Annotated in this window: 17 protein-coding genes, 2 tRNA genes and 2 pseudogenes (1 of these 21 only partly in view); 15 read left to right on the top strand and 6 right to left on the bottom strand. The window is 37.1% G+C overall.

The features are described 5' to 3' along the window. The 9 genes and pseudogenes from RBL01_RS08240 to RBL01_RS08200 form a co-directional block, all read left to right on the top strand. Positions 1-59 (top strand) — tRNA-Gln (locus tag RBL01_RS08240); it begins 13 nt to the left of the window's first position. 17 nt (positions 60-76) lie between these two features. After that, positions 77-161, top strand: a tRNA-Leu gene (locus RBL01_RS08235). Positions 162-415: 254 nt separating this feature from the next. Beyond that, complete coding sequence (locus RBL01_RS08230; protein ID WP_025478924.1) at positions 416-1,291, top strand: PRD domain-containing protein; 876 nt, start codon at positions 416-418, stop codon at positions 1,289-1,291. A gap of 103 nt (positions 1,292-1,394) precedes the next feature. Next, on the top strand, positions 1,395-2,159 hold the full coding sequence (locus RBL01_RS08225) for a carbohydrate deacetylase (protein WP_002327139.1): 765 nt from the start codon (positions 1,395-1,397) through the stop codon (positions 2,157-2,159). Continuing rightward, a complete protein-coding gene (locus RBL01_RS08220; RefSeq protein WP_002321325.1) occupies positions 2,146-3,588 on the top strand; it encodes a PTS transporter subunit EIIC in 1,443 nt (480 codons plus the stop codon). The genes RBL01_RS08225 and RBL01_RS08220 overlap by 14 nt, the downstream gene beginning before the upstream one ends. A gap of 10 nt (positions 3,589-3,598) precedes the next feature. Beyond that, positions 3,599-4,929 (top strand): annotated as a pseudogene (locus RBL01_RS08215) (maltose-6'-phosphate glucosidase). Positions 4,930-4,941: 12 nt separating this feature from the next. Next, on the top strand, positions 4,942-5,400 hold the full coding sequence (locus RBL01_RS08210) for a PTS glucose transporter subunit IIA (protein ID WP_002288815.1): 459 nt from the start codon (positions 4,942-4,944) through the stop codon (positions 5,398-5,400). Between the two features lie 291 nt (positions 5,401-5,691). Beyond that, on the top strand, positions 5,692-6,993 hold the full coding sequence (locus RBL01_RS08205) for a PTS sugar transporter subunit IIC (RefSeq protein WP_002318967.1): 1,302 nt from the start codon (positions 5,692-5,694) through the stop codon (positions 6,991-6,993). A 26-nt stretch (positions 6,994-7,019) separates the two neighbouring features. Further along, on the top strand, positions 7,020-7,280 hold the full coding sequence (locus tag RBL01_RS08200; RefSeq protein ID WP_002327136.1) for a hypothetical protein: 261 nt from the start codon (positions 7,020-7,022) through the stop codon (positions 7,278-7,280). Between the two features lie 998 nt (positions 7,281-8,278). On the opposite strand, the gene RBL01_RS08195 is transcribed toward RBL01_RS08200, so the two are convergent. After that, complete coding sequence (locus RBL01_RS08195) at positions 8,279-9,514, bottom strand: glycosyltransferase (protein ID WP_002327981.1); 1,236 nt, start codon at positions 9,512-9,514, stop codon at positions 8,279-8,281. Between the two features lie 575 nt (positions 9,515-10,089). On the opposite strand from RBL01_RS08195, the gene RBL01_RS08190 reads away from it, so the two are divergent. After that, positions 10,090-10,917: a helix-turn-helix domain-containing protein gene (locus tag RBL01_RS08190; RefSeq protein WP_002288821.1), complete on the top strand. Its 828-nt coding sequence runs from the start codon at positions 10,090-10,092 to the stop codon at positions 10,915-10,917. A 211-nt stretch (positions 10,918-11,128) separates the two neighbouring features. Here RBL01_RS08190 and RBL01_RS08185 read toward each other — a convergent pair whose 3' ends face one another. Beyond that, positions 11,129-12,421: an ISL3-like element IS1251 family transposase gene (locus RBL01_RS08185; protein WP_000122610.1), complete on the bottom strand. Its 1,293-nt coding sequence runs from the start codon at positions 12,419-12,421 to the stop codon at positions 11,129-11,131. A gap of 215 nt (positions 12,422-12,636) precedes the next feature. Here RBL01_RS08185 and RBL01_RS08180 point away from each other — a divergent pair. The 3 genes and pseudogenes from RBL01_RS08180 to RBL01_RS08170 form a co-directional block, all read left to right on the top strand. Continuing rightward, a pseudogene (locus RBL01_RS08180) lies at positions 12,637-13,386 on the top strand (PTS transporter subunit IIC); the annotation flags it as partial. Between the two features lie 21 nt (positions 13,387-13,407). Beyond that, a complete protein-coding gene (locus RBL01_RS08175; RefSeq protein WP_002327133.1) occupies positions 13,408-13,668 on the top strand; it encodes a hypothetical protein in 261 nt (86 codons plus the stop codon). A 13-nt stretch (positions 13,669-13,681) separates the two neighbouring features. Further along, the gene (locus tag RBL01_RS08170) at positions 13,682-14,434 is read left to right on the top strand and encodes a class II aldolase/adducin family protein (RefSeq protein ID WP_072538617.1); all 753 of its coding nucleotides are present in this window, start codon (positions 13,682-13,684) and stop codon (positions 14,432-14,434) included. Positions 14,435-14,529: 95 nt separating this feature from the next. Here the strand turns inward: RBL01_RS08170 and RBL01_RS08165 are convergent, their stop codons facing one another. The 4 genes from RBL01_RS08165 to celB form a co-directional block, all read right to left on the bottom strand. Next, complete coding sequence (locus tag RBL01_RS08165) at positions 14,530-15,135, bottom strand: alpha/beta hydrolase (protein WP_307780971.1); 606 nt, start codon at positions 15,133-15,135, stop codon at positions 14,530-14,532. 55 nt (positions 15,136-15,190) lie between these two features. After that, on the bottom strand, positions 15,191-16,165 hold the full coding sequence (locus tag RBL01_RS08160; protein ID WP_002288275.1) for a ring-cleaving dioxygenase: 975 nt from the start codon (positions 16,163-16,165) through the stop codon (positions 15,191-15,193). 356 nt (positions 16,166-16,521) lie between these two features. After that, positions 16,522-17,241, bottom strand: coding sequence for a GntR family transcriptional regulator (locus tag RBL01_RS08155; RefSeq protein ID WP_002327132.1), 720 nt, complete (start codon positions 17,239-17,241; stop codon positions 16,522-16,524). A gap of 127 nt (positions 17,242-17,368) precedes the next feature. After that, the gene (celB, locus tag RBL01_RS08150; RefSeq protein ID WP_002294365.1) at positions 17,369-18,640 is read right to left on the bottom strand and encodes a PTS cellobiose transporter subunit IIC; all 1,272 of its coding nucleotides are present in this window, start codon (positions 18,638-18,640) and stop codon (positions 17,369-17,371) included. A 152-nt stretch (positions 18,641-18,792) separates the two neighbouring features. On the opposite strand from celB, the gene RBL01_RS08145 reads away from it, so the two are divergent. Together RBL01_RS08145 and RBL01_RS08140 are read left to right on the top strand one after the other, a co-directional pair. Further along, on the top strand, positions 18,793-20,190 hold the full coding sequence (locus tag RBL01_RS08145) for a glycoside hydrolase family 1 protein (protein ID WP_002327131.1): 1,398 nt from the start codon (positions 18,793-18,795) through the stop codon (positions 20,188-20,190). Between the two features lie 80 nt (positions 20,191-20,270). Next, complete coding sequence (locus tag RBL01_RS08140; protein ID WP_002289467.1) at positions 20,271-20,711, top strand: universal stress protein; 441 nt, start codon at positions 20,271-20,273, stop codon at positions 20,709-20,711. The last annotated feature ends 73 nt before the right edge of the window (positions 20,712-20,784 follow it).

Here is a 20,784-nt window from a genome sequence, read left to right as displayed (position 1 = left end):
AGCGGTAAGGCAAGGGACTTTGACTCCCTCATGCGTTGGTTCGAATCCAGCTACCCCAGTTATTATTTTTAAATTTGCCGGCGTGGCGGAATTGGCAGACGCGCTGGACTCAAAATCCAGTGTCCGTTGAGGACGTGCCGGTTCGACCCCGGCCGCCGGTATAATTATCAATATAGCAACTTTCTTATAGAGAGTTGCTATATTTTTTTTGTTTTTATGTAATTACCTCCAAATCAATTCGATACAAGTATTATCATAAAACGAGTAAAAAAGATATTGATAACGCTTTTATTATGTGTTAAACTATTTTTGTAAATTATGTAGGGTGCTACTATTCAATTAGGCACGACCTAAGAAAGGGTTCTTTCTTAGGTCGTTTTTTGTCTTTAAAAATTGTTTGGAGACAAAAATATGTATGAAGGAGTCTGCAAGTTGTTTTGTTTTATCATATAGAGGAGGTGAATTAACGGTGTATGTGATGAAAAAGCTGAATCATAATGCTGTATTGATCGATGACGATGGAATAGAAAAAATTGCGATGGGGAAAGGGATTGGCTTTTCTGCTAAAGTGAGTAAGCCATTTGATGTTGAGGATGCTGACAAATTATTTGTATTAGATTCTAAAGAAAAGATCAAACGATTCAGTGAGATAGTCTCGCAGATTCCAATCGAATTTATGGATTTTGCGGAAGAAGTGATTGAACTGATAACAGCTAGGATCTCCTCTCCATTAGATTCAAATATCTATATTACATTGACAGATCATATTTATTTTGCTATTCAACGAAAAAGAGAAGATAGAGATGTCACAGCAATTATGTTGCCAGAAATGAGATTCCTTTATCCAAATGAATATGATATAGCAATAGAAGTGGTCGAGCGAATCAATCATCGATATCAAACCGAGTTAGGGTCAAATGAAGTAGGATTCATCACTATGCATATCATTAATGCTGAGCTAGGAGAGCCTAATAGTTTAAAGAGCTTAAAAATAGTAGAAATGACGACCACGATTTTGTCCCATCTAGAAAAATCCTATTCAAACGTTTATGATAAAGAATCACTGACTTATCATCGCTTAATGGTTCATATCAAATTCCTGGTTAAACGCTTGATTTATCAGGAAGAAACGCCAGTAGAAAATATTGTTTTTTTTACTGAAACATTTAAACATAGCAAAGCGTATTGTACAGCACTAAAGATTAAAGATATCATCGAACAGCCATTTCAACTTGCCATTCAAGAAAATGAAATCATCTATTTGGCAATTCATCTAGCACGAATCTATTAAAATAAGGGCGTAACTATCTATAGGCGCAACCAAATGACACATAGTAAATGGACTATGATTATTTGGTTGCGCCTATTTTAGTAGAAAAAAGAAGGAGAATGAAATGGGAAAAGTGATTTTTAATTCGGATGATTTTGGCTATAGCCATGGTGTGAATTATGGGATTATGGATGCTTATCAGCGAGGAATTTTGACATCAACTACATTGATGGCAAATATGCCGGGTTTCGAGCACGCTGTGAAACTAAGAAAGGAAATGCCTAGGCTAGGTGTAGGAGTCCATTTAACATTGACGTATGGCAAACCACTTCTCAAAACTGTCGATACTCTTATCGAAAGCGGAGAGTTCAGATCCTTATCTTATTATCAGCATCCATTTAACATTGACAAAGATCAACTGTATCAGGAATGGAATGCTCAGATTCAAAAAATTTATCATGCGGGGATCATACCAACTCATTTAGACAGTCATCATCATACTCATACTTTGGATAAAAATCAGGAGGTAGTTGTTACATTAGCAAAAAAATATGATTTGCCGGTTCGGAGCAACTTTGAACGAAAAGATGAAGTTCGTCATGTCGATTATTTTGAGCCTTGTTTCGATGTCGTAGGAGAAACTGATGAAAAAAAACGACAAATCAATACGAGTGTGGAAGAATATTTGGCAAGTTTACTCATGATATTGAGAGAAGATAAAACGATCGAAGTCATGTGTCACGCAGCGTATTTGGATCAGGAATTGTTAAATGGTTCAAGTTTTGTGTATCCTCGTACCCACCAAGTCGAATTTTTAATTCATTCAGCATTTTCTCAAAAAGTGAAAAATGATTCTTTGATTGAGTTAGTAACATATGAGGATATTTAATAGAGGAGGAATAAAAATGAATGTTAAATCAAATGTGCAGAAACTTGGAAGAGCGATGCTACTTCCAGTTGCAGCGATGCCATTAGCGGGATTGATCATGCGTTTATCAGCTGATGATATGCTGAACATCCCAGTAATCGGTGCAGCTGGAAATGCCGTTTTTGGAAACTTGGATATCTTATTTGCTATAGGAGTTGCAATCGGTTTTGTCAAAAATAAGGACAAAGGAATACCTGCACTTACTGGTTTTTTAGCGATTGCTACCTTGAAAAAAGGCTTAGAAATTATGGACCCAGAAGTGAATATGGGGATTTTTGGTGGAATTATTTCCGGTTTAGTAGCGGCATGGACGTATAATCGCTTTAAAGAACAAAAATTACCAGTAGTTTTTTCTTATTTTGCGGGCGAAAAATTCCCATTGACTATGGTGATGATTCTACAAACAATCGCAGCTGTTTTTTTGGGCTTTATCTGGCCGCTCATCCAAATTGGGATTGATAATTTTGCAAAACTGCTCGTTGATATGGGGGCATTAGGTGTGGGGATATTTATGTTTTTGAATCGTTTGCTGATCCCCTTTGGACTGCACCATGTGTTGAATACGTATATTTATTACGATTTAGGAAGCTATACATCTCCTAGCAAGGAAGTTTTCAGAGGAGAGATGACACGCTTTATCAACGGAGATCCTCAGGCTGGACTGTTTTTATCAGGTTTTTTTGTAGTAATGATGTTTGGTATACCAGCTATATGTCTAGCTATCTATAAAGCAGCTTATAAAGAAAATAAAGAGATGGTCAAAGGAATCATGGGAAGCGGTGCAGGAACTTCATTTATTGCAAATATCACTGAGCCTGTTGAATTTAGTTTCATGTTTCTTTCTCCTATGTTGTACGTGATCCATGCACTTTTTGCCGGTTTAGCAGGGATTGTATGTTACTTATTCAATATACGAATTGGTTTTACATTCGGAGCATGTATTGTTGATTATCTCATCAATTTTCGAATCGCTACCAATGCTATTTTGATTCTTCCAATCGGAATTTTCTTTTTTGCCTTGTATTACGTTACTTTTTATTATTTGATCAATAAGAGAAACATTCAGACATTAGGACGTGAAGCTAAGGCAGAGTTTGGCAATGAAGTAACCTTAGAAGAAACAGAGTTAGGGTTAGCAAGTAAAAATTATGAATATATGGCAACAAAAATGCTACAAGCGTTTGGAGGAAAAGCCAATATCCTGGATGTCTATAGTTGTAATACACGCCTACGGGTAGAGGTAGTGGATCCCACCATGGTCGAGGAACAGCGAATCAAGCAATTAGGGATAAGCGGGATCATTAAACCAACTGAAAAAAATTATCAAATTATCATCGGCTTAGAAGTGACTTATGTTATGGCAGAATTCAATAAATTATTAGAAGAATAGAAAGGAAAAGATGATGATGAAAAAACAGATTATCACTATAGCTGGAGGCGGGAGTACGTATACACCAGGAATCGTTCAAGCCATTTTGAACAATGAAAAACGGTTGCCATTATCTGAAATACGTTTATATGATATTGATGAAGAAAGAAATATGGATATGTACTTGATTGTTAAATTTATGCTGAAAAGAAAAGGTTTTTCAAATATTCGCATTCGTGCAACGGATGATCCAAAGCTTGCTTTTACAGGATGCGATTTTGTTTTCTCACAAATTCGTGTTGGAGGATTGGAGATGCGAGAAAAGGACGAAAAGATTCCACTTAAACATGGATTAGTAGGACAAGAAACGTGTGGACTCGGAGGATTTGCTTATGGGATGCGCTCAATCAAAGGTTTATTGGAAATTGTCGATCATATACAAGACTATGCCCCCAAAGCATGGATTTTGAATTATACAAATCCAGAGTCGATCGTTTCTGAAGCTGTTCGTCGTAAATATCCGAATGTAAAAATGATTAATGCCTGTGATATGACTATTTCAATTGAAGAAACGATTGCAGTGAATTACGGTTATGATCGTAAGAATTGGATCGTTACGTATTATGGTTTAAACCACTTTGGCTGGTATACATCGATTTATGATAAAGAATTGCAACGAGAAATTATGCCAGAGATTATTGAAAAACTAATAACAAAAGAAATGCAAGTCGCCGATTTTAATATGGGAGACAAAACTTGGCAAAAAACATTTCAAATGATGTCAGTCATCACGAAAAATTTTCCAAGTAATATCCCGAATAATTACTTAGAGTATTACTTATATCCTGATATGGTCGTTGAGCATACTGACAAAGAGTATACACGTGCTAATATGGTCATGGATGGACGAGAGAAAAATACCAAAGAAATGGCTGATAAAATACGCCGCGGTATTGTGGAAGAAGTATTGAACTTTAATTTTGGGGAGCATGGACAATATATCGTCGATATAGCTATTTCCTTGTTGAATGATGATCGTCGTCGCTTTATGCTAATCGTTCCTAATCAAGGGGCGATTCCGAATCTACGGTCAGATGCAGTTGTTGAAATACCGGCATATGTTGGTGCAACTGGTGTGGAGCCAATTACACTAAGAAAACCAATCAGTGATTTTCATAAAGGATTGATGGAGGCACAAGTTGCAGCAGAGAAGTTACTAGTAGATGCTTACTTTGAAGGTTCTTATCAAAAAGCTTTACAAGCATTTACATTGAATCAAACCGTACCAAATGCCAGAGTCGCAAAAAAATACTAGATGAAATGATCAAAGTAAACAAAAAATATTGGCCAGCATTAAAGTAGAGGTGATAAAAAGTGCATTTCTTTAAAACAAGAAACATTCTAAAAGCTGTAGCTAGTGGTCAAATTATTCCATTAACAGCAGTAAAAGACGAGGTCTTTTCTTCAAAAATGATAGGAGTTGGATACGCTATAACGAATCATGATGGATATATCCATGCGCCAGTTAAAGGAATAATCGATAATATATTTCCTACCCGACATGCCATAACGATCGAAAGTGAATCTGGCAGAAAAATACTGATCCATATGGGTTTAGATACGGTTGAACTCGAAGGAAGTCCGTTTCAGATACGGGTTGAAAGTAACCAGGAGGTAAAAGAAGGGACACTGTTAGCTATTATAGATTTGAAGAAGTTGGAGCAAGCACAAAAAGATACGGTGATCATTGTAGTTTCTCCAGGCATTTTTGAAGGAAATTTATTAAAACAAAACCAAGAAGTAAAGATTAAAGATAGTTGTTTTGAATTTTAGTGTACGATGAAAAAAGTTAAATAGGGTGATATTTATGGGTGAATTTACAAAATTTTTTTGAAATGATATGTTTCAATCACTAGATTTAATCATTTTGATTTTTGTTAATTATCGAATTTTTTTGTTGCTCCTATGATTTAGAAAACTTATTTTCAGGATTCTTAAAAATAAATTTGATTATTTAAGAGAATATATTGAAATAAAATTTCTTAATTATATAATTAGTTATGAACATTCTTTGCGTTGTCATGCAATGAATGGTTCATATTTTATTGAAAAGGAGTGGTTTTAGTGGAAAAGCTGATGAAATGGGTCGAAGAGAAACTTGTCCCACCAATGGCAAAAATTGGTACACAGCGTCATTTATTAGCAATTCGTAATGGGGTTGTTTCAACATTGTCATTGATTTTGATTGGGACATTTTTTATGGTCTTTATCAATTTACCGTTTCCTGGATGGAATGAATTTATTGCCCCTTATTCGGCAACGATTGTTTTACCCTTTAGGATGACGATGGGATTGATGGCTATTTATGCAACTTTTGTTATGGGTTCGGATCTAGCTAAATCATATGGATTAGATAGTGTGACAGGTGGTATATTATCTTTAGGAACGTTCTTTATGTTACAAGTTCCTGTAAACGTTTTAACTCCTGAAGAGGCACCTCTTGGCTGGGTCTTACCTATGAGTTCTTTGGGAGCATCTGGGATGTTTGCGGGGATCTTATCTATGATTTTTGCAGTGGAAGTATATCGTTTCTTTAAAAATCGAAATATTACTATCAAAATGCCAGAACAAGTGCCACCTGCTGTTGCCCGTAGTTTTGAGGCATTGATTCCAGGTGCAGTCATTTTAACAATTACTTGGCTGATTCGAAGCGTCGCGGGCTTTGATGTAAACGCTGCCTTATTATCGTTATTCGAGCCTTTAACCAATATTTTAGGGAATAATTTGCTTGGTGTTTTACTACCAATGTTTTTGATCCATTTGTTGTGGTCATTTGGTATCCATGGCATGAGTATTGTAGGGGCTGTTGTTCGTCCAATGTGGCTGATCATGTTGGATGAGAATGCAAAGGCATTGGCAGATGGTACAGCTGCCACCCAATTACCCTATATCGCTCCTGAACAGTTTTATCAATGGACGGTAACAATTGGTGGTGCAGGAGCAACGATCGTGGTATCTGTTTTGTTTATATTCTTCTGTAAATCAAAATTCTTGAAAGAGGTTGGTCGTTTTTCTATTATTCCTGGTATCTTCAATATCAATGAGCCCATGATTTTTGGAGCTCCTATGATGTTGAATCCTTACATGTTCATCCCGTTCAACTTAGTTCCTTTAGTTTTGACTATTATCAGTTATTTTGCAGTCAAATTAGAAATGGTCAATAGATTTACTGTTTTGCCAACATGGACATTACCAGCTCCAATCGGCGGTTATCTTTCAGCAGGAAATGACTGGCGTGTTGTTATCTTGATCATGATCAACACATTGATAGCATTTATTATCTATTATCCATTTGTAAAAGCTTATGATAAAAAGATGCTGTCAGATGAACAAAGTCGTGGAGAAAACGAAGTCCAAACTGTCTAAGTTTGGTTTTTAGAAGGTGGGAAACAATGTATTGGCTGACTTTATTTTTTGTTTTTATCTTTTTATTAACGGCTAGTCACCTTATATTGAATATGCTAGCTACATATCATATTCAAATCAATCGATGGATTTGGGCACTGGCATCATTTTTAATCGTGATTCTTCCAAAGATCATTGTACCGCATATGAATGTTTTGTTTTCATGGGGGACATATGTACTCTGTGGAATTTTTGCTATCAATTTTATGATCGAGCAGCATAGATGGTTTGTCACATCGAAGCTTTAAATGTTCTAAAAGTGGTTGTGACAGAAGTGGTTAGCTTCAAGAAATAAGAAGAAATTTACGAAAATTGCTTCTTAAATTTTTGTGAAATGTTGGCTTATTTTTCGTTTGGTTGAACTTATTACCGCAGATGCAAGCTTTTGACCACCGTTTATTCGGAATATGGGACTGTGACAAGGCTTTTGTCACAGCCCTTTTTTACATAAAGATTATTATTGTTTTAACTGTTTTGGCAGAAAGAAGGAGGTAAAAATGAAAATTTTATCAGCAATGGATTTAGAATTAGTAGATCTACTACCAAAGTGATCAAGTCAAATATAGATTTGGGAGCTTACAACCATATAGTAGGGGCTGCAGTATGGTGTATGAATGGTAATATGTATGATGAGAGTGTTTATTCAAATCATGAAACGTGTATAGAAATAATTGCGCTGGGAATAGCAATCAGTCATGGTGAACGTGACTTTTAGTGTATCGTTGCTGACGACATAGAACATTCTGACATGATCTACTCAGCATGTGGGGATTGCTGGCAGTTTATATAGGAGTATGCATCGGATTGCGAGATCATTGTCTCAACAGAAGAGGGAGGTTGATTATTAAAGATAAAGTGGTAAATCCTACATTTGATTTAGTAATTGTTGAGGGGACTAGCAGCACAAATCTCTACAAAGCGATGCTTCTAGATCTATATGACACATTTTAAGAAAATGTATTTGCCTAATTATTATGGTCTTTCTTTTGAAGAAACGTTGAGATGATCCAACCAGAGAAAGGTGTCAAAGAATTTGACTAAGAATAAATGGCAGACGCTACCTATGCTCATTTGGATAGCGTCAGATCTTTTATTTTAAGGATGATTTTGTGTTTTTTAGACACCGTAATTTAAGTAACTCTAACTTTTCAATCCACTATTTACTTTTTTTGTATTTTCACTGTCTGGGTCTCGAATAGCGAAATTACTGATGAGTCTCTATTAAAAAAGCTTTTTCTACTTGAAACTATATTGGGTGGTTGCTCAGGAAGGTTTCAATTTCTTGAATTGCTTGTTGTGGACCATTTATTGGAAAAACGGCTTGCAGCGTGCGTGCCTGCTGACGAATCTTGGGTGAAGAAACTTCGCGCAGAGCAATCTGCAGTTTTCTTTCAGTCACTGGTTTTGTGAGGGCGATTGCGTTTCCGTATTTTACACAATAGTCAATATTACAGCTTTGCTCAAATTGCATCCCCACACCGATAAACGGTTTGCCGGATTCACAGGCAGTTTGGACGGTCCCTTCCCCGCCGTGGATAAAAGAAAAATCAATGAATTCATGCAAAAGATGACTAGACAGATATTCTGTTATTAAAAGATCTTCTGAGTCAGATTGAATGTCATCAAGCAGATAGTCAATAGGTGCAATAACCGCTAGATCCGGTTGTTTTTGTAAGAAGAACAAAATTTTGCGTAACATACGCGGATTGCCTGAACTACCCATTGCGAAATAGATAATACGTTTTCTTTCTTGTTGCTTTCGCTGTATAAAAGTTAGCACTTCTTCAGGCAAGGAAGTACTGAGCTTAGCAAAAATTGGACCAACGATTCGATAATTTTCCGGCAGCTGTTCTTCTTCCAAAAATAATTTAGGCGTTGTGATGAGATTTAGATCAGCATCAATCATTTGTAAACTTGTTTTTGGTAAAGGAAGCATTTCTTTTTGTGCAGCGTGTTTGAAGGCATTGGGGATCCATCGGGTATTTACTATACGCTTTTTTGTCCAGTGCCAAAGGGGATTGCTTAAAGGGCCGAAGAAACGTAACTCGTGGGGCATCAGCGCATGCTCTGATTGAAAAAAAGGTTCACTCAAAGCATAGGGTTTAACATATACTAAAGGAATCTTTTTACTGCGGGCCGATAAAAAAATTGTCACATTCGAACCTGTCACAATCAGTCGAGGCTCAAACTTAGCAATCAGACTCTGTTCACTAGTGATACGAGAGGCAACCATTTCTTTGGTAAAAGGGTTTTTAAGTGTACGCAACTGGTCAAATTTTATGATTTGTTCTTCTTGTTTTTTCGTAAGGATCGGCGCTAGTAAATGATACTCAAAGCCACTTTCTGTGATCAAAGGAGCAAAAGTTTTAGAAAAGCCAAAGAATACACAGTAATAACGGTCTTTCATAGCTTTGGCAACCTCAATCATTCGTGTTGTCTCAGCTAAATTGAATACTGCAGGAGCAAAAAGAATTGTCTTCATGAAATCCTCCTTATTGGAATGAGTCTATCCCTTCGTTTCTTACTAGTATACTAAAAAACACAGCGTTCGAGTAGCCTATGTATATTTTGAATATTAAACTGTCTCTCGCTGTTTTCACAACTTCTAAATTTAAATTTTGTAATCAAGTTGAAACTCCAATTTTCAAAAAAAACACGCAACAATTTTTTGATCGATTTATATGTTGTGCCAGATAAATACGAGAAGTTGTGTCATTAAAAATAAACATGATGATTGAGAACATAAAAAAATAAAATAATTATATTAATTGATAGGTGTGCTGTCGTCATTATACACACGTAAGAAAGAAATAGTTATGTTTAAAAATATTCTTAGACTTTCTCGCCATGACAATTTTCACTATGTGTTATAACTGTAAGCGATAATTATTCAGATAACACAAAAAGAAATCAAGGAACAGATACGCCAGTTGTTTAATTTGAATATTATTTTAAAATTAAAATTTTTATTCTGTTCTAAACATTTTTGGTTGTTTAGAACTTTTTTTTGTGTATGATATAAAGGAGAAATAATTTTTTAAAGGGAAGGAAATTGTTTTGATTAAAGTAGATGGAGCATTACTAAAAGAATACCGAAAGAAAAAGGGGTTAACACAAGTACAATTAGCAGAAGGCATTTGTGAACAAGCAACTGTCAGCAATATCGAAAACAAGAATATGTCGCCAGGCATCAATATCTTAAGTGCGCTTTGCAAAAAGCTGAATGTCGAGATCTCCGATATATTAGTAGAAACAGAAGAAGACAAAATCAGGAAAAAAATAAATGAGATTCAATCATTGAATTCTGTATCAAAATACCAAGAATCTTATAAAATTTTACAAACGATCGATCAGGAAAAAGTAAGTAATTCTGATCTTTTAAATCAAATTTTATTTTATCAAGGACTGCTTGATCATCTTTATGCGAAAAAACCAGATGCAGCATTATTTTATTTTAATCAAGTGTTGGAACAAACGACCGAAACAGATATCCATCACTTACAAGCAGCTGCAAACGTGGCAATGATCTACTTGTCAAAAGGAGAATTAGATTTTGCGAAAGTTTATGTGGAGCGTACACTTAAAATATTGAGTGAGACTGATTTTGATAATCTGATGGTCTGCATTGTATATTATGATATCGCCACCTATTACCGTAAAATCGAGGATTATGATAAAGCAATCCAATTATGTGAGAAGGGTATTGAGTATAATAAGAAACATAAATCGACTTATGCATTGGAATACTTGCTTTATGAAATTGCTTCTTGCCATAAGCAATTAGGAGAAGACGATTATTTAGAAAGATATATGGACGCAAAAAAAATAGCGCGTTTCAACGGAAATGATTACGCGGTAAAGGTGATTGAAAACGACCTGAAATAAAGTGGTTGTGAAATCAGTGTTCTGATTTGAATACCGTTTATTCGAAAAAAGGAGGTGTGACTTTTGTCACACCTCCTTTTTTCGATATTGTTTGATTCCTATTTAGGCAACATATAACGGTTATAAAAGAAGGCTCTTTGTCAAATGATGTTGGTAAAGAGAAATCTTAGAATAATTGGAGATCAAGTGGATCAGTTCCTCTTGATCTTTTTTAGTTGAAAATCAATGCGTTGCCATGACGAATCATGATGCGCAATTTGAAATTATAAAAGCTACGAAAGCCATATGCATTTCGTTTTAACACTTTGATATGGTTGTTCAGACATTCAAGTGGGCCATTTGAATAACTTTGTTGTAAAGCATTTTTGATTTGTGGCAGAAATTTCTGGAACGTTCTCAAGGTCGTCTGATAGCCTTCGGGAAGCATGATATTATTGGTAAGTAGTTCTTCAAACGATACGTAGTCTCGTTCCTTTACAGCGTAAAGAAAGTCTTGATATAACTGATAGCCTACACGCAAAGCAGGGCTCCCTTTCAGTAAGCGATCCACAATATCGGTCTCTGTTAAATGAGCTTTGAAGCCAGGTCGCCAAAGGCGTCGAGTATAATCAAGCTTGCGTTCATCTTTTTGAAGAAGTTTCCAGTATCTTTTTAATTGCTTACCTAATTGATAGTGTTTTTGTTCTTTGCTTTTTAATAGTTGGTTCGTTTCTTTGATTCGATGATTGCGAAAGGTACGACCAATATGTTGGACGATGTGAAACCGGTCAATAATCAGCTGTGCTTTTGGAAACAGCTTTTTAACGAGCGATACATAAGGAGCGTACATATCAATCACGATCCATTCGACCGCTTCACGAATTTCTCGTGAAAAATGACTAAAATAACGTTTTAAAAAAGGCAGTTGTCGGTTCTCGACAATGTCCAATAAGCGCTGTGTTTGTCCATCCATCATGATGAAACTCATAGCACCTGAAACACCCCGAACTGATTTGAATTCATCAAAACAAAGTACCTTAGGTAACGGTGTCCGAAAAGGATTCAACGGACGATAAAATCGCTTCATAATACGGTAAACAGAAGAGACCGATAGATTTTTCTGAGCGGCGATCTCTGTCATTGAGGTATTTTTTTTCAGACGAGTCACGACAGACCAGCGGACTTTCTCACTGATGAAACAATGTTTTTTCGCAACAGAAGTATCTGCGACAAAGGTCCGCTGACAAGCTTTGCATTTGAAGCGTTGCTTTTTCAATTCGAGGTAGGTACGGTATTCAGAAACATCGTTCATTAACAACCGGACGGTTGTTGTACCCCAACGCACAATATCTGAAGCAATCTGGTGTTTACAGTGGATGCATTCTTGGGCTGTATAAATCAAGTTTCCACGATAAATATGACAGATTTGCCCTTTGTATTTTTCTTTTGTGAGACAATTTTCGTTAAAAGTAACTGATAAGTCTAGAATATCTAATGTTTCTTTGATAAGGTGAGTGTAAGACATCTTGATTCCTCCTTTTGGGTTGGTTCGCCAAATTAATTCTAAAGGATTTCAAGGTGTCTTTTCTATATGTTTTGGAAAATAAAAAAGATGCTGGTGTCATCCACCAACATCAAAAAGTATAGAGCCTAAAAGAAGCAATAGATTATGATGGTATCGATTGGATGGATACATCTTGGGATTCCTTTATCAATTTGAGCGTAGCGTGTTTTTCATTTTTAAATAAACGAGCGGATACGAATGCATTGAAGAAGAAAATTGGGATCTTCTCTGAAAACTCTGTAATGGGATTCATTATTGGATTGGGGCTTGGCTTTGCTGCTGCGTATGGCGTTTCAGGTTCTCTTAATCTAGCGATCCAAACAGCTACAGCACTAAGTTTGTTTCCTATGATCTCTAAAATGTTCATGCAATCTTTGTCTCCTTTAGCAGACGCTATGTCAGAATTTATGAAAAAGCGGTTTAAGGATCGTGAAGTATATATCGGATTGGACTGGCCGATATTAGCTGGTCGTTCAGAAATTTGGGTTACTGCTATTTTACTTGTTCCTGTGTTTATTGGTTATGCCATTATTTTGCCAGGAAACCAAGTATTGCCATTAGCAGGGATTATCAACTATTCGATTGCGGTCGGCGGATTACTTTTAACAGGAGGAAACTTGGCTCGTATGCTGATCTTGGGAATCATCACGATGCCTATTTATTTGTACGGGGCCACTTACCTTGCGCCAATACTCAGTGATTTAGCAGAAAAAAGCGGAGCAGTCGAGGGAATCAAGAAAGGACAGTTGATCACATGGTCATCCATAGAAGGGCCGGAGTTCAGGGTTTTATTTGCGGAGGCATTTAATAGGAATATTCTCGCGATTGTAGGATGCGTGATTTTTCTAGGACTGTTTGTTCTACTTTATAAATATATGATAAAAGCGAAAGTACCGAGTGAACGTTATGCTGAACTACAAAAATAGCATTGAAATGGTGGGAAAGTTATGAAAAGAGAAGAGACAGATAAAATAAAATGGACAGTCGCTCTTTGTGGTACACTTCTGCTATTTCTATATGGACTCTTTACTCAGAATATCATCATCAATCTATTGGTCATTTTTTTCGCACTAGTGATCTATAAATATGGAAATCACGTTTTATTCAGAGAGTACGATGAAAAAAGAAAACGGAAAATAGAAGAATCAATAAAAATAAAAGAAGCTGCCAAAGAAATATTGAGAGAAAAAAGTTTTATAAAAAGATAATGGAGGGGTCATTATGTCAGATGGACGTATGTTATTTGAGAGAGAACGACAGGACATGGCACGTATCGTAAGAGTGATTTTCGAAAGGAAAAACACAAATGTCGCAGGAGGGAATTTTTCCTTTAAAACCACTGATGATCAAGGAAAAGACTACATCATCATGACGCCGACCATGATGTCAGAAGCCTATCTAGGAGAGATTTCTCCTGCACAGGTTCTAGTAGTAGAACCAAGAACGCGTAGAATCGTTGACGGAGTCGGTCATTTAACTCGGGAGATCAATATGCATGAAGCGATGTACGAGACTAATCCAGCTATCAAAGCTGTCCTCCATGCTCATGCGCCTAATGCAATGTTCTGGGCGACTACTGGGTTGCCTATGCCTAATTTGACAGAAGCCACAGCTAAAGTAAAAGAGATTCCTGTCATGGACTTTGAGCCTAATTGCTCTGAAGAACTTGCTGAATTGACAAGCGACTATGTAAAAAAACAGCATCTTGAATTACCGCATATGTTGCTGCTCAACTCTCATGGCGTATTGATCAACACAGGTGGAGAATCAGGAATCGAAGCTATCCATAAAGCACTGCAAATCCTTGATACAGTTGAATGGAATGCAGAAATTGCCTACAAGCAGACGATTTTTCAAGCATTAGGGATTACTGACGGTTTTTATTCAAAAGGTGAGAAAATCGGGGGATTGGAAGAGTTGAAACATAAAACGGCTATTTATAATAAATCTGTTATTGTAGCTGGTGGAGACTAACCTATCTGACACAAAAAACTACGACTTTCACAAAATCTGATCCAGATCGATATCTGCTTCAGGTTGTATTATGTAAGTCGCGTAGTTCTTTTCTTTTATTTAGTTAAGAGGTGGTCTGTCCATTCCCTCGCTTGCTCGATTTCGTCCATCGTCAACTGATGACCTGTTACAGTTAGCTGAATAGTCACATTTGCTTGGCGTGTTTCGAATTGATCGGCCAATTCTTTAAAGGAAGCAGGGGAAACGATTGGATCGTTATCACCATAAGAAAGCCAGACGGTTTTATCCTCTAATGTGGAACGGCTTTGATGAACACCTAGAGACATCGGATGGAAAAACAACCCTTTATTTAGCTCGGTCTCACGCTCCAATAATAAATGAGCAGAGATGTTTGCGCCATTTGAATAGCCGACAAGCAGCCAATCACTTAACGGTATCAGTTCTTTTTCGCTGATTTCTTTGATTTTTTCATGGAGTTTATCTGTTTCTTTTTCCAAACTGTCCAGGTCGAATTGATTCAATCCATTACGCTTGAAAAAACGATTCATCCCATCTTCTTGGACCGTGCCACGAAAAGAAAGCAATGTACTGTTTGGTGCAAGAAAGTGAGCGATATCCAGTAAAGAATGTTCATCGCCACCTGTGCCATGAAGTAAGATCAAATGCTTGCCACTTGTTCCTTTTTCAAAAATGTAGGTCATTTTGTTCCCTCTTTTCTGTTTCTATAGATGCAAAAAATGAAGTAGCATGAAGAGATTATTCACGTTTTTTATTTGCATCACTTGTATCGAAAGGACGGACATAGGCTTCAATGGCTTCACGACGTTCTTCTAAGAATGGAGGAAGAGATAGTTTTTCTCCTGCTGATTCTGCTGGTTCATCTTCAAGGAATCCAGGACCATCAGTTGCTAATTCAAACAGTACGTGATGAGCGGCTAGGAAGTACTCAGATTGGAAATAGAAACGATCGACGAAACCAGAATTTGGCAATTCAATCTTATTGATTACTTGAATCCAGTATTCCAATGCTTCTTTGTCTGCTACACGCAATGCTAAGTGATGGATATTTCCAAATCCTTCGATTGCTTTTGGCAAGTCTGTCCGATGTTCAATAATGATGCTTGCACCATTTCCGCCTTCACCGATTTCAAATAAGTAGAAATCTCCTGAATGGTCTGTTTCTTTGAATCCTAAGATTTTTTCAAGAATCAAGCGGATATGCTCTAATTGACTGACACGGACAAAGACAGGTCCAAGTCCTGTGATCGCAAACTCTGTCGGTACATTGCTGTTTTTCCAAGGAATGCCAGCTGCTACACCTTGATTGTTTTCGTCAGAGATCAATTGATAATACTGATTATCGAAATCTTCAAATTCGATATATTTTTTGCCGAAACGTTCATTGATTGCTGAATGAGTAACGTCATATTTTTCAAAACGTTCCAACCAAAAGTCTAAAGCTGCGTCACTTGGCACACGGAAAGAAGCACGAGAGATCGTATCTGTTCCTTTTTTTCCTTTTGGCTGATTTGGAAAATCAAAGAAAGTCATATCTGTTCCTGGCGCACCGGTGTCATCTGTAAAGTAAAGATGGTAAGTTTCAATGTCATCTTGGTTAACTGTTTTTTTGATTAAGCGCATTCCTAAAATATCTGTAAAAAAGCGGTAGATTTTTGTAGCGCTAGATGTCATTGCTGTGACGTGGTGAATTCCTCTAATTTGTGTATCCATGATAAATTTCCTCCTGTTAACTTACAAAAAGTAAGTGATCGATTTAGACATAGTATAGAGGGTGCATCTCTATTTTGCAATTAATTTGTCTTTTAAAGTATTAGGAAGGAATCAAGGATGGAAAAGAGAAGGAATGGATCAATAAAATAAAAAGACTTACGACTAGTTGCATCGATTTCAAAAAGCTAACTTTAGAATCATTGCGAGTGGTCATAAGTCTTTTTATGCTGAGTTATTTTTTTATTTTTGAGCTAATGCTTAGATAGAATGTTGATTTCACGATCTCTTCTTGTTACTTGAAACTGCTTACCACTGTCACGATCTCTTGGTAAACGTCTTTTTCACAACCTCTTCATTTAAGTTGAACGCACATCCAGCACAGAATAGTTCCGAACGTCAAATCGGTTTCGGCTGGAAGAATATTCAATCGGCTGTCCATCTTTGAGATAGACGACTTGCTGAACTTCCAGTACAGGATCGTTTTCTGCACAGTTCAAATATTGCTGATCATATTCATCACTTTTATCTGCAGAAATAGCACGATAAGCCCCTGCAAAATGGACATTCAATTCTTGATGAAGATGATCATAGATAGAGGCTAACAAATGTTCTTTTTTTAAACCCGGCACAAGATGGACTGGCATAAAGGTATGCTCTAAAACATATGGCTCGCCATCTAAGATCCTTAACCGGTGAATATTGTAGACAGGTTGCTCGGCATCGATCATCAATCGTTCTTGGATATATTGATTAGGGAATTCAACATCAAAATGAATGATTTGACTCTTCAAAGAACGATGTCTGCGTTTCATTTGGAGACTCAAACCTTCATACTCGTTAGCGGGCGATGTGTCTTTTTGCATAAATGGATGATTCAAGATTTTTGTTCCTGATCCTCGCTGCGAATAGACAAGTCCTTCCATTGCTAAGATATTGATGGCTTTTTTGATTGTCATCCGGCTCGCACCAAATTCTTTTACCAAGTCGACTTGATTAGGCAAAAAACTATTGGGAGGATACTCTTTTGAACGGATACGTTCTCTTAAAATATTGGCGATTTCTTCGTATTTTGGCACGTTATTCACCTCTTCTAGAGTATAACGAAAGATTATGCTTCCGACAACTCGAAGTAGCATCTGGAACATTGGTTATTCGAAAAAAGAGGATATGACAAGTTTCTTGTCACATCCCCTTAATGATCCATTAAGCAATATCTAAATCTGGTTGTTTATCTAATACTTTCAAGAACGGGTACCAGATAAAGGCAACGATGACAAAGTCGATGACTTGCAGCATACCACCAAGCCATGAATTTGTTGCTAAGACACCGCTTGCAATGATTGGCACAGTCCATGGAACAGAGACGCCAGTTGGTGCAGGGACAAGTCCAGCAGCCATTACCAAATAATTGAACGTCGTTACGATCAGAGGTGCCACGACCCAAGGAATAAGGATTGTTGCATTCAATACGATCGGTAGACCAAAGATCGCTGGTTCATTTACATTGAAAATACCAGGTGCTAAAGCTAATCGTCCAACATCACGATACTGTTTCTTTTTAAGAACAAAGGCCATCAATAAAACGACAGCTAAAGTCATTCCAGAGCCACCAATACCAACAGTGAAGGTTTCCATGAATGGTTTTGTGATGATGTGTGGTAATTCTTTTCCATGTTGATAAGCTTCTAAGTTATCAAGCATCAGTGTATTCCAAATCGGGTCCATTACAGAGTTGACGATGATTTGTCCGTGAAGTCCGAAGAACCATAAGAATTGGACAAAGAACAAAGCAATCAATGTTGCAGGTAAACTACTTCCCAAACCAGTTAATGGTTTTTGGATCACTTCATAAACGACGTCATGTAAGTTAGCATTGAAAATACCAGTCATCACAGCATTGATTACTAAGAAAATAGTTAGTGTCACTACAGCAGGGATCAAAGCGGCAAATGATTTTGTTACTGCAGGCGGAACTCCATCAGGCATTTTGATCTGCCAGCCGCGTTTCGTGATTCTGCAGTAGATTTCTCCAGCCAAGAAAGCAGCGATCATTCCAATGAACATTCCTTTTGCGCCAAGACGATCAAGTGAAAGCACACCAGTCACATCTTCACCGCCAGCGGTTTTCATTGCAAAAGGCGTAAGAATCAAGAAGCTGGCAAAAGACACGGCACCACCGAAAATACCTTCCACGTCATAAGATTTTGATAAATAATAGCCGATACCAAAAGTAACAAAAACCGACATGATGCTCATTGTTGCATTTTGCCCATTACCGAATAAGTTCGATAAAGTTCCCTTTGTTGCGTCACTGAAAAAAGGCAAGTTATTGATAACGACAACGATCGAACCGAACATCGTTAAAGGGAAGGAAAGCATGAAAGCATCCCGCAGCACTGTAAGGTAACGATTTTGCCCTAATAAATTAGCTAAGGGCATGATTTTCTCAGAAAGCTTGTCCATAAAACCGTTCATTTTTATTCACCTCAAATTTATTTGCAATCGATTACATACAAAGTATAACGCCAAAAATTTTAAATGTCTAGTCATTTTCATAAAAAGTATTGATTTATTTTTTAGGGTTCGTTATGATTACGGTATCAAGAAAAAAGAGAGGAAGTAAAAAAATGAAAACCTACACATTCCCAGAAAATTTTTGGTGGGGTTCTGCTGCTAGCGGACCGCAAACAGAAGGAAGAGTAAGTGATGATGGTAAAGGAGAAAATATTTGGGATCATTGGTATGAATTAGAGCCTGAAAAATTCTTCGATCAAGTAGGACCTGAAAAAACTTCGCAAGTTTACACAAAATACAAAGAAGATGTTCAGTTAATGAAAGAAACTGGCCATAACACATTTCGTACATCTATCCAATGGAGTCGTTTGATTCCAGAAGGGACAGGTGAAATCAATCAAAAAGCTGTTTCTTTTTATCGAGATTATTTTACTGAATTGCTGGATAATGGTATTGAACCTTTTGTGAACCTTTACCATTTCGATATGCCACTACCACTGCAAGAAAAAGGCGGATGGTTATCAAGAGAAACGGTCGACGCTTATGTTTCTTATGCAGCAGCGTGCTTTGAATTGTTTGGAGATCTGGTCAAAAAATGGTTTACTCATAATGAACCAATCGTACCTGTAGAAGGAGGCTACTTGTATCAATTCCACTATCCAAATCATATCAATATGAAAGAAGCGGTCCAAGTAGGCTATCATGAGAATCTAGCAAGCGCAAAGGCAATCAAAGCCTACCATGAAGGCGGACATGATGGTGAGATCGGAATCATCTTGAATCTGACACCAAGCTATCCGAGAGATGAAACGAACCCAGAAGATGTAAAAGCGGCGAAAATCGCTGACGCATTCTTCAACCGATCATTCCTTGACCCTGCAGTGAAAGGAGAGTTTCCACAAGAGTTGATCGAAATTGTCAAAGAATTGGCTATAATGCCAGAGATCCATGAAGGAGACCTAGAACTCATCCATGAAAACACGATTGACCTGCTAGGAATCAATTACTATCAGCCTCGTCGAATCAAAGCAAAAGAAACTCCAATCAATCACGAACATAGCCCCGTGCCAGATGATTATTTTGATAATTACGACATGCCTAATAAAAAAATGAATCCATATCGTGGATGGGAAATTTACGAAAAAGGAATCTATGATATTTTAACGAATACAAGAGAAAACTATGGTAATATCAAATGCTATATTTCTGAAAATGGGATGGGGGTCGAAGGGGAAGAACGATTTGTTAACAGCGAAGGAATTATTGAAGATGATTACCGGATCGAGTTTGTTACGGATCATTTGAAATACGTCCATCAAGCAATCCAAGAAGGAACCAATTGTGTGGGTTACCACATGTGGACATGTATGGACAACTGGTCTTGGACAAATGCTTATAAGAATCGCTATGGCTTTATCGCTGTTGATTTGGCACAAGACGGTAAACGGACGATCAAAAAATCAGGTCGCTGGTTTAAAACGGTCTCTGAAAAAAACGGATTTGATGCCTGATATTTTTTGATAAAACGTTCACAAAATGTTTGTTCTAACACTGTAATCGTGCTACACTAACAGTGAAGGAGGCGTTTACAATGGTAGATACTTATCGTAATATTTTAGTAGCAATTGATGGTTCTGAAAAGGCAGAAAAAGCATTTCTTGAGGCAATCACGATTGCCAAACGAAATCAGGCAACGTTGCACATCCTGTATGTCAATGAAGTAACAGGCAATTACTTTGGTGATTTTGCATTTGTTACAACAAGCCTTCAGGAAGAATTGGATGAGGTTGCGGAAAACCAGATGAAAGAACATCGAAACTTGGCAATTGAAAAAGGCCTGACAGATATCGAGACATATGTTCTTTACGGTTATCCAAAGACACTGATTGCTAATTTCCATGAATCGAAAGAACCAATCGATCTGATTGTCATGGGGGCGACAGGTCTGAATGCGGTAGAACGTGCACTAGTAGGTTCCACTACTTCCTATGTAGTCAACCACGCATCATGTAACGTCATGGTTGTAAAATAAATAAATTAAGGGAACAGAAAGCAAAAAAGCATAACGCTTCTTTTGCTTTCTGTTCCTTTTATTTTTTTGTAAA

This window comes from Enterococcus sp. SB12 (assembly GCF_030910025.2).
GTDB classification, from domain to species: Bacteria; Bacillota; Bacilli; order Lactobacillales; family Enterococcaceae; genus Enterococcus_B; species Enterococcus_B faecium.
The sequence above is the reverse complement of the archived record's forward strand: the minus strand, read 5'-3'. Positions and strand labels throughout refer to the sequence as shown.

Bases quoted from the DNA above. Each gene is read 5' to 3' on its own strand.
- RBL01_RS08145 (WP_002327131.1), top strand. From the start codon at position 18,793: ATGAAAACCTACACATTCCCAGAAAATTTTTGGTGGGGTTCTGCTGCT.
- RBL01_RS08165 (WP_307780971.1), bottom strand. From the start codon at position 15,135: ATGACCTACATTTTTGAAAAAGGAACAAGTGGCAAGCATTTGATCTTA.
- RBL01_RS08140 (WP_002289467.1), top strand. From the start codon at position 20,271: ATGGTAGATACTTATCGTAATATTTTAGTAGCAATTGATGGTTCTGAA.
- RBL01_RS08185 (WP_000122610.1), bottom strand. From the start codon at position 12,421: ATGTCTTACACTCACCTTATCAAAGAAACATTAGATATTCTAGACTTA.
- RBL01_RS08220 (WP_002321325.1), top strand. From the start codon at position 2,146: ATGAGGATATTTAATAGAGGAGGAATAAAAATGAATGTTAAATCAAAT.
- celB (WP_002294365.1), bottom strand. From the start codon at position 18,640: ATGAACGGTTTTATGGACAAGCTTTCTGAGAAAATCATGCCCTTAGCT.
- RBL01_RS08175 (WP_002327133.1), top strand. From the start codon at position 13,408: ATGAAAAGAGAAGAGACAGATAAAATAAAATGGACAGTCGCTCTTTGT.
- RBL01_RS08225 (WP_002327139.1), top strand. From the start codon at position 1,395: ATGGGAAAAGTGATTTTTAATTCGGATGATTTTGGCTATAGCCATGGT.
- RBL01_RS08195 (WP_002327981.1), bottom strand. From the start codon at position 9,514: ATGAAGACAATTCTTTTTGCTCCTGCAGTATTCAATTTAGCTGAGACA.
- RBL01_RS08230 (WP_025478924.1), top strand. From the start codon at position 416: ATGAAGGAGTCTGCAAGTTGTTTTGTTTTATCATATAGAGGAGGTGAA.
- RBL01_RS08170 (WP_072538617.1), top strand. From the start codon at position 13,682: ATGTCAGATGGACGTATGTTATTTGAGAGAGAACGACAGGACATGGCA.
- RBL01_RS08200 (WP_002327136.1), top strand. From the start codon at position 7,020: ATGTATTGGCTGACTTTATTTTTTGTTTTTATCTTTTTATTAACGGCT.
- RBL01_RS08160 (WP_002288275.1), bottom strand. From the start codon at position 16,165: ATGGATACACAAATTAGAGGAATTCACCACGTCACAGCAATGACATCT.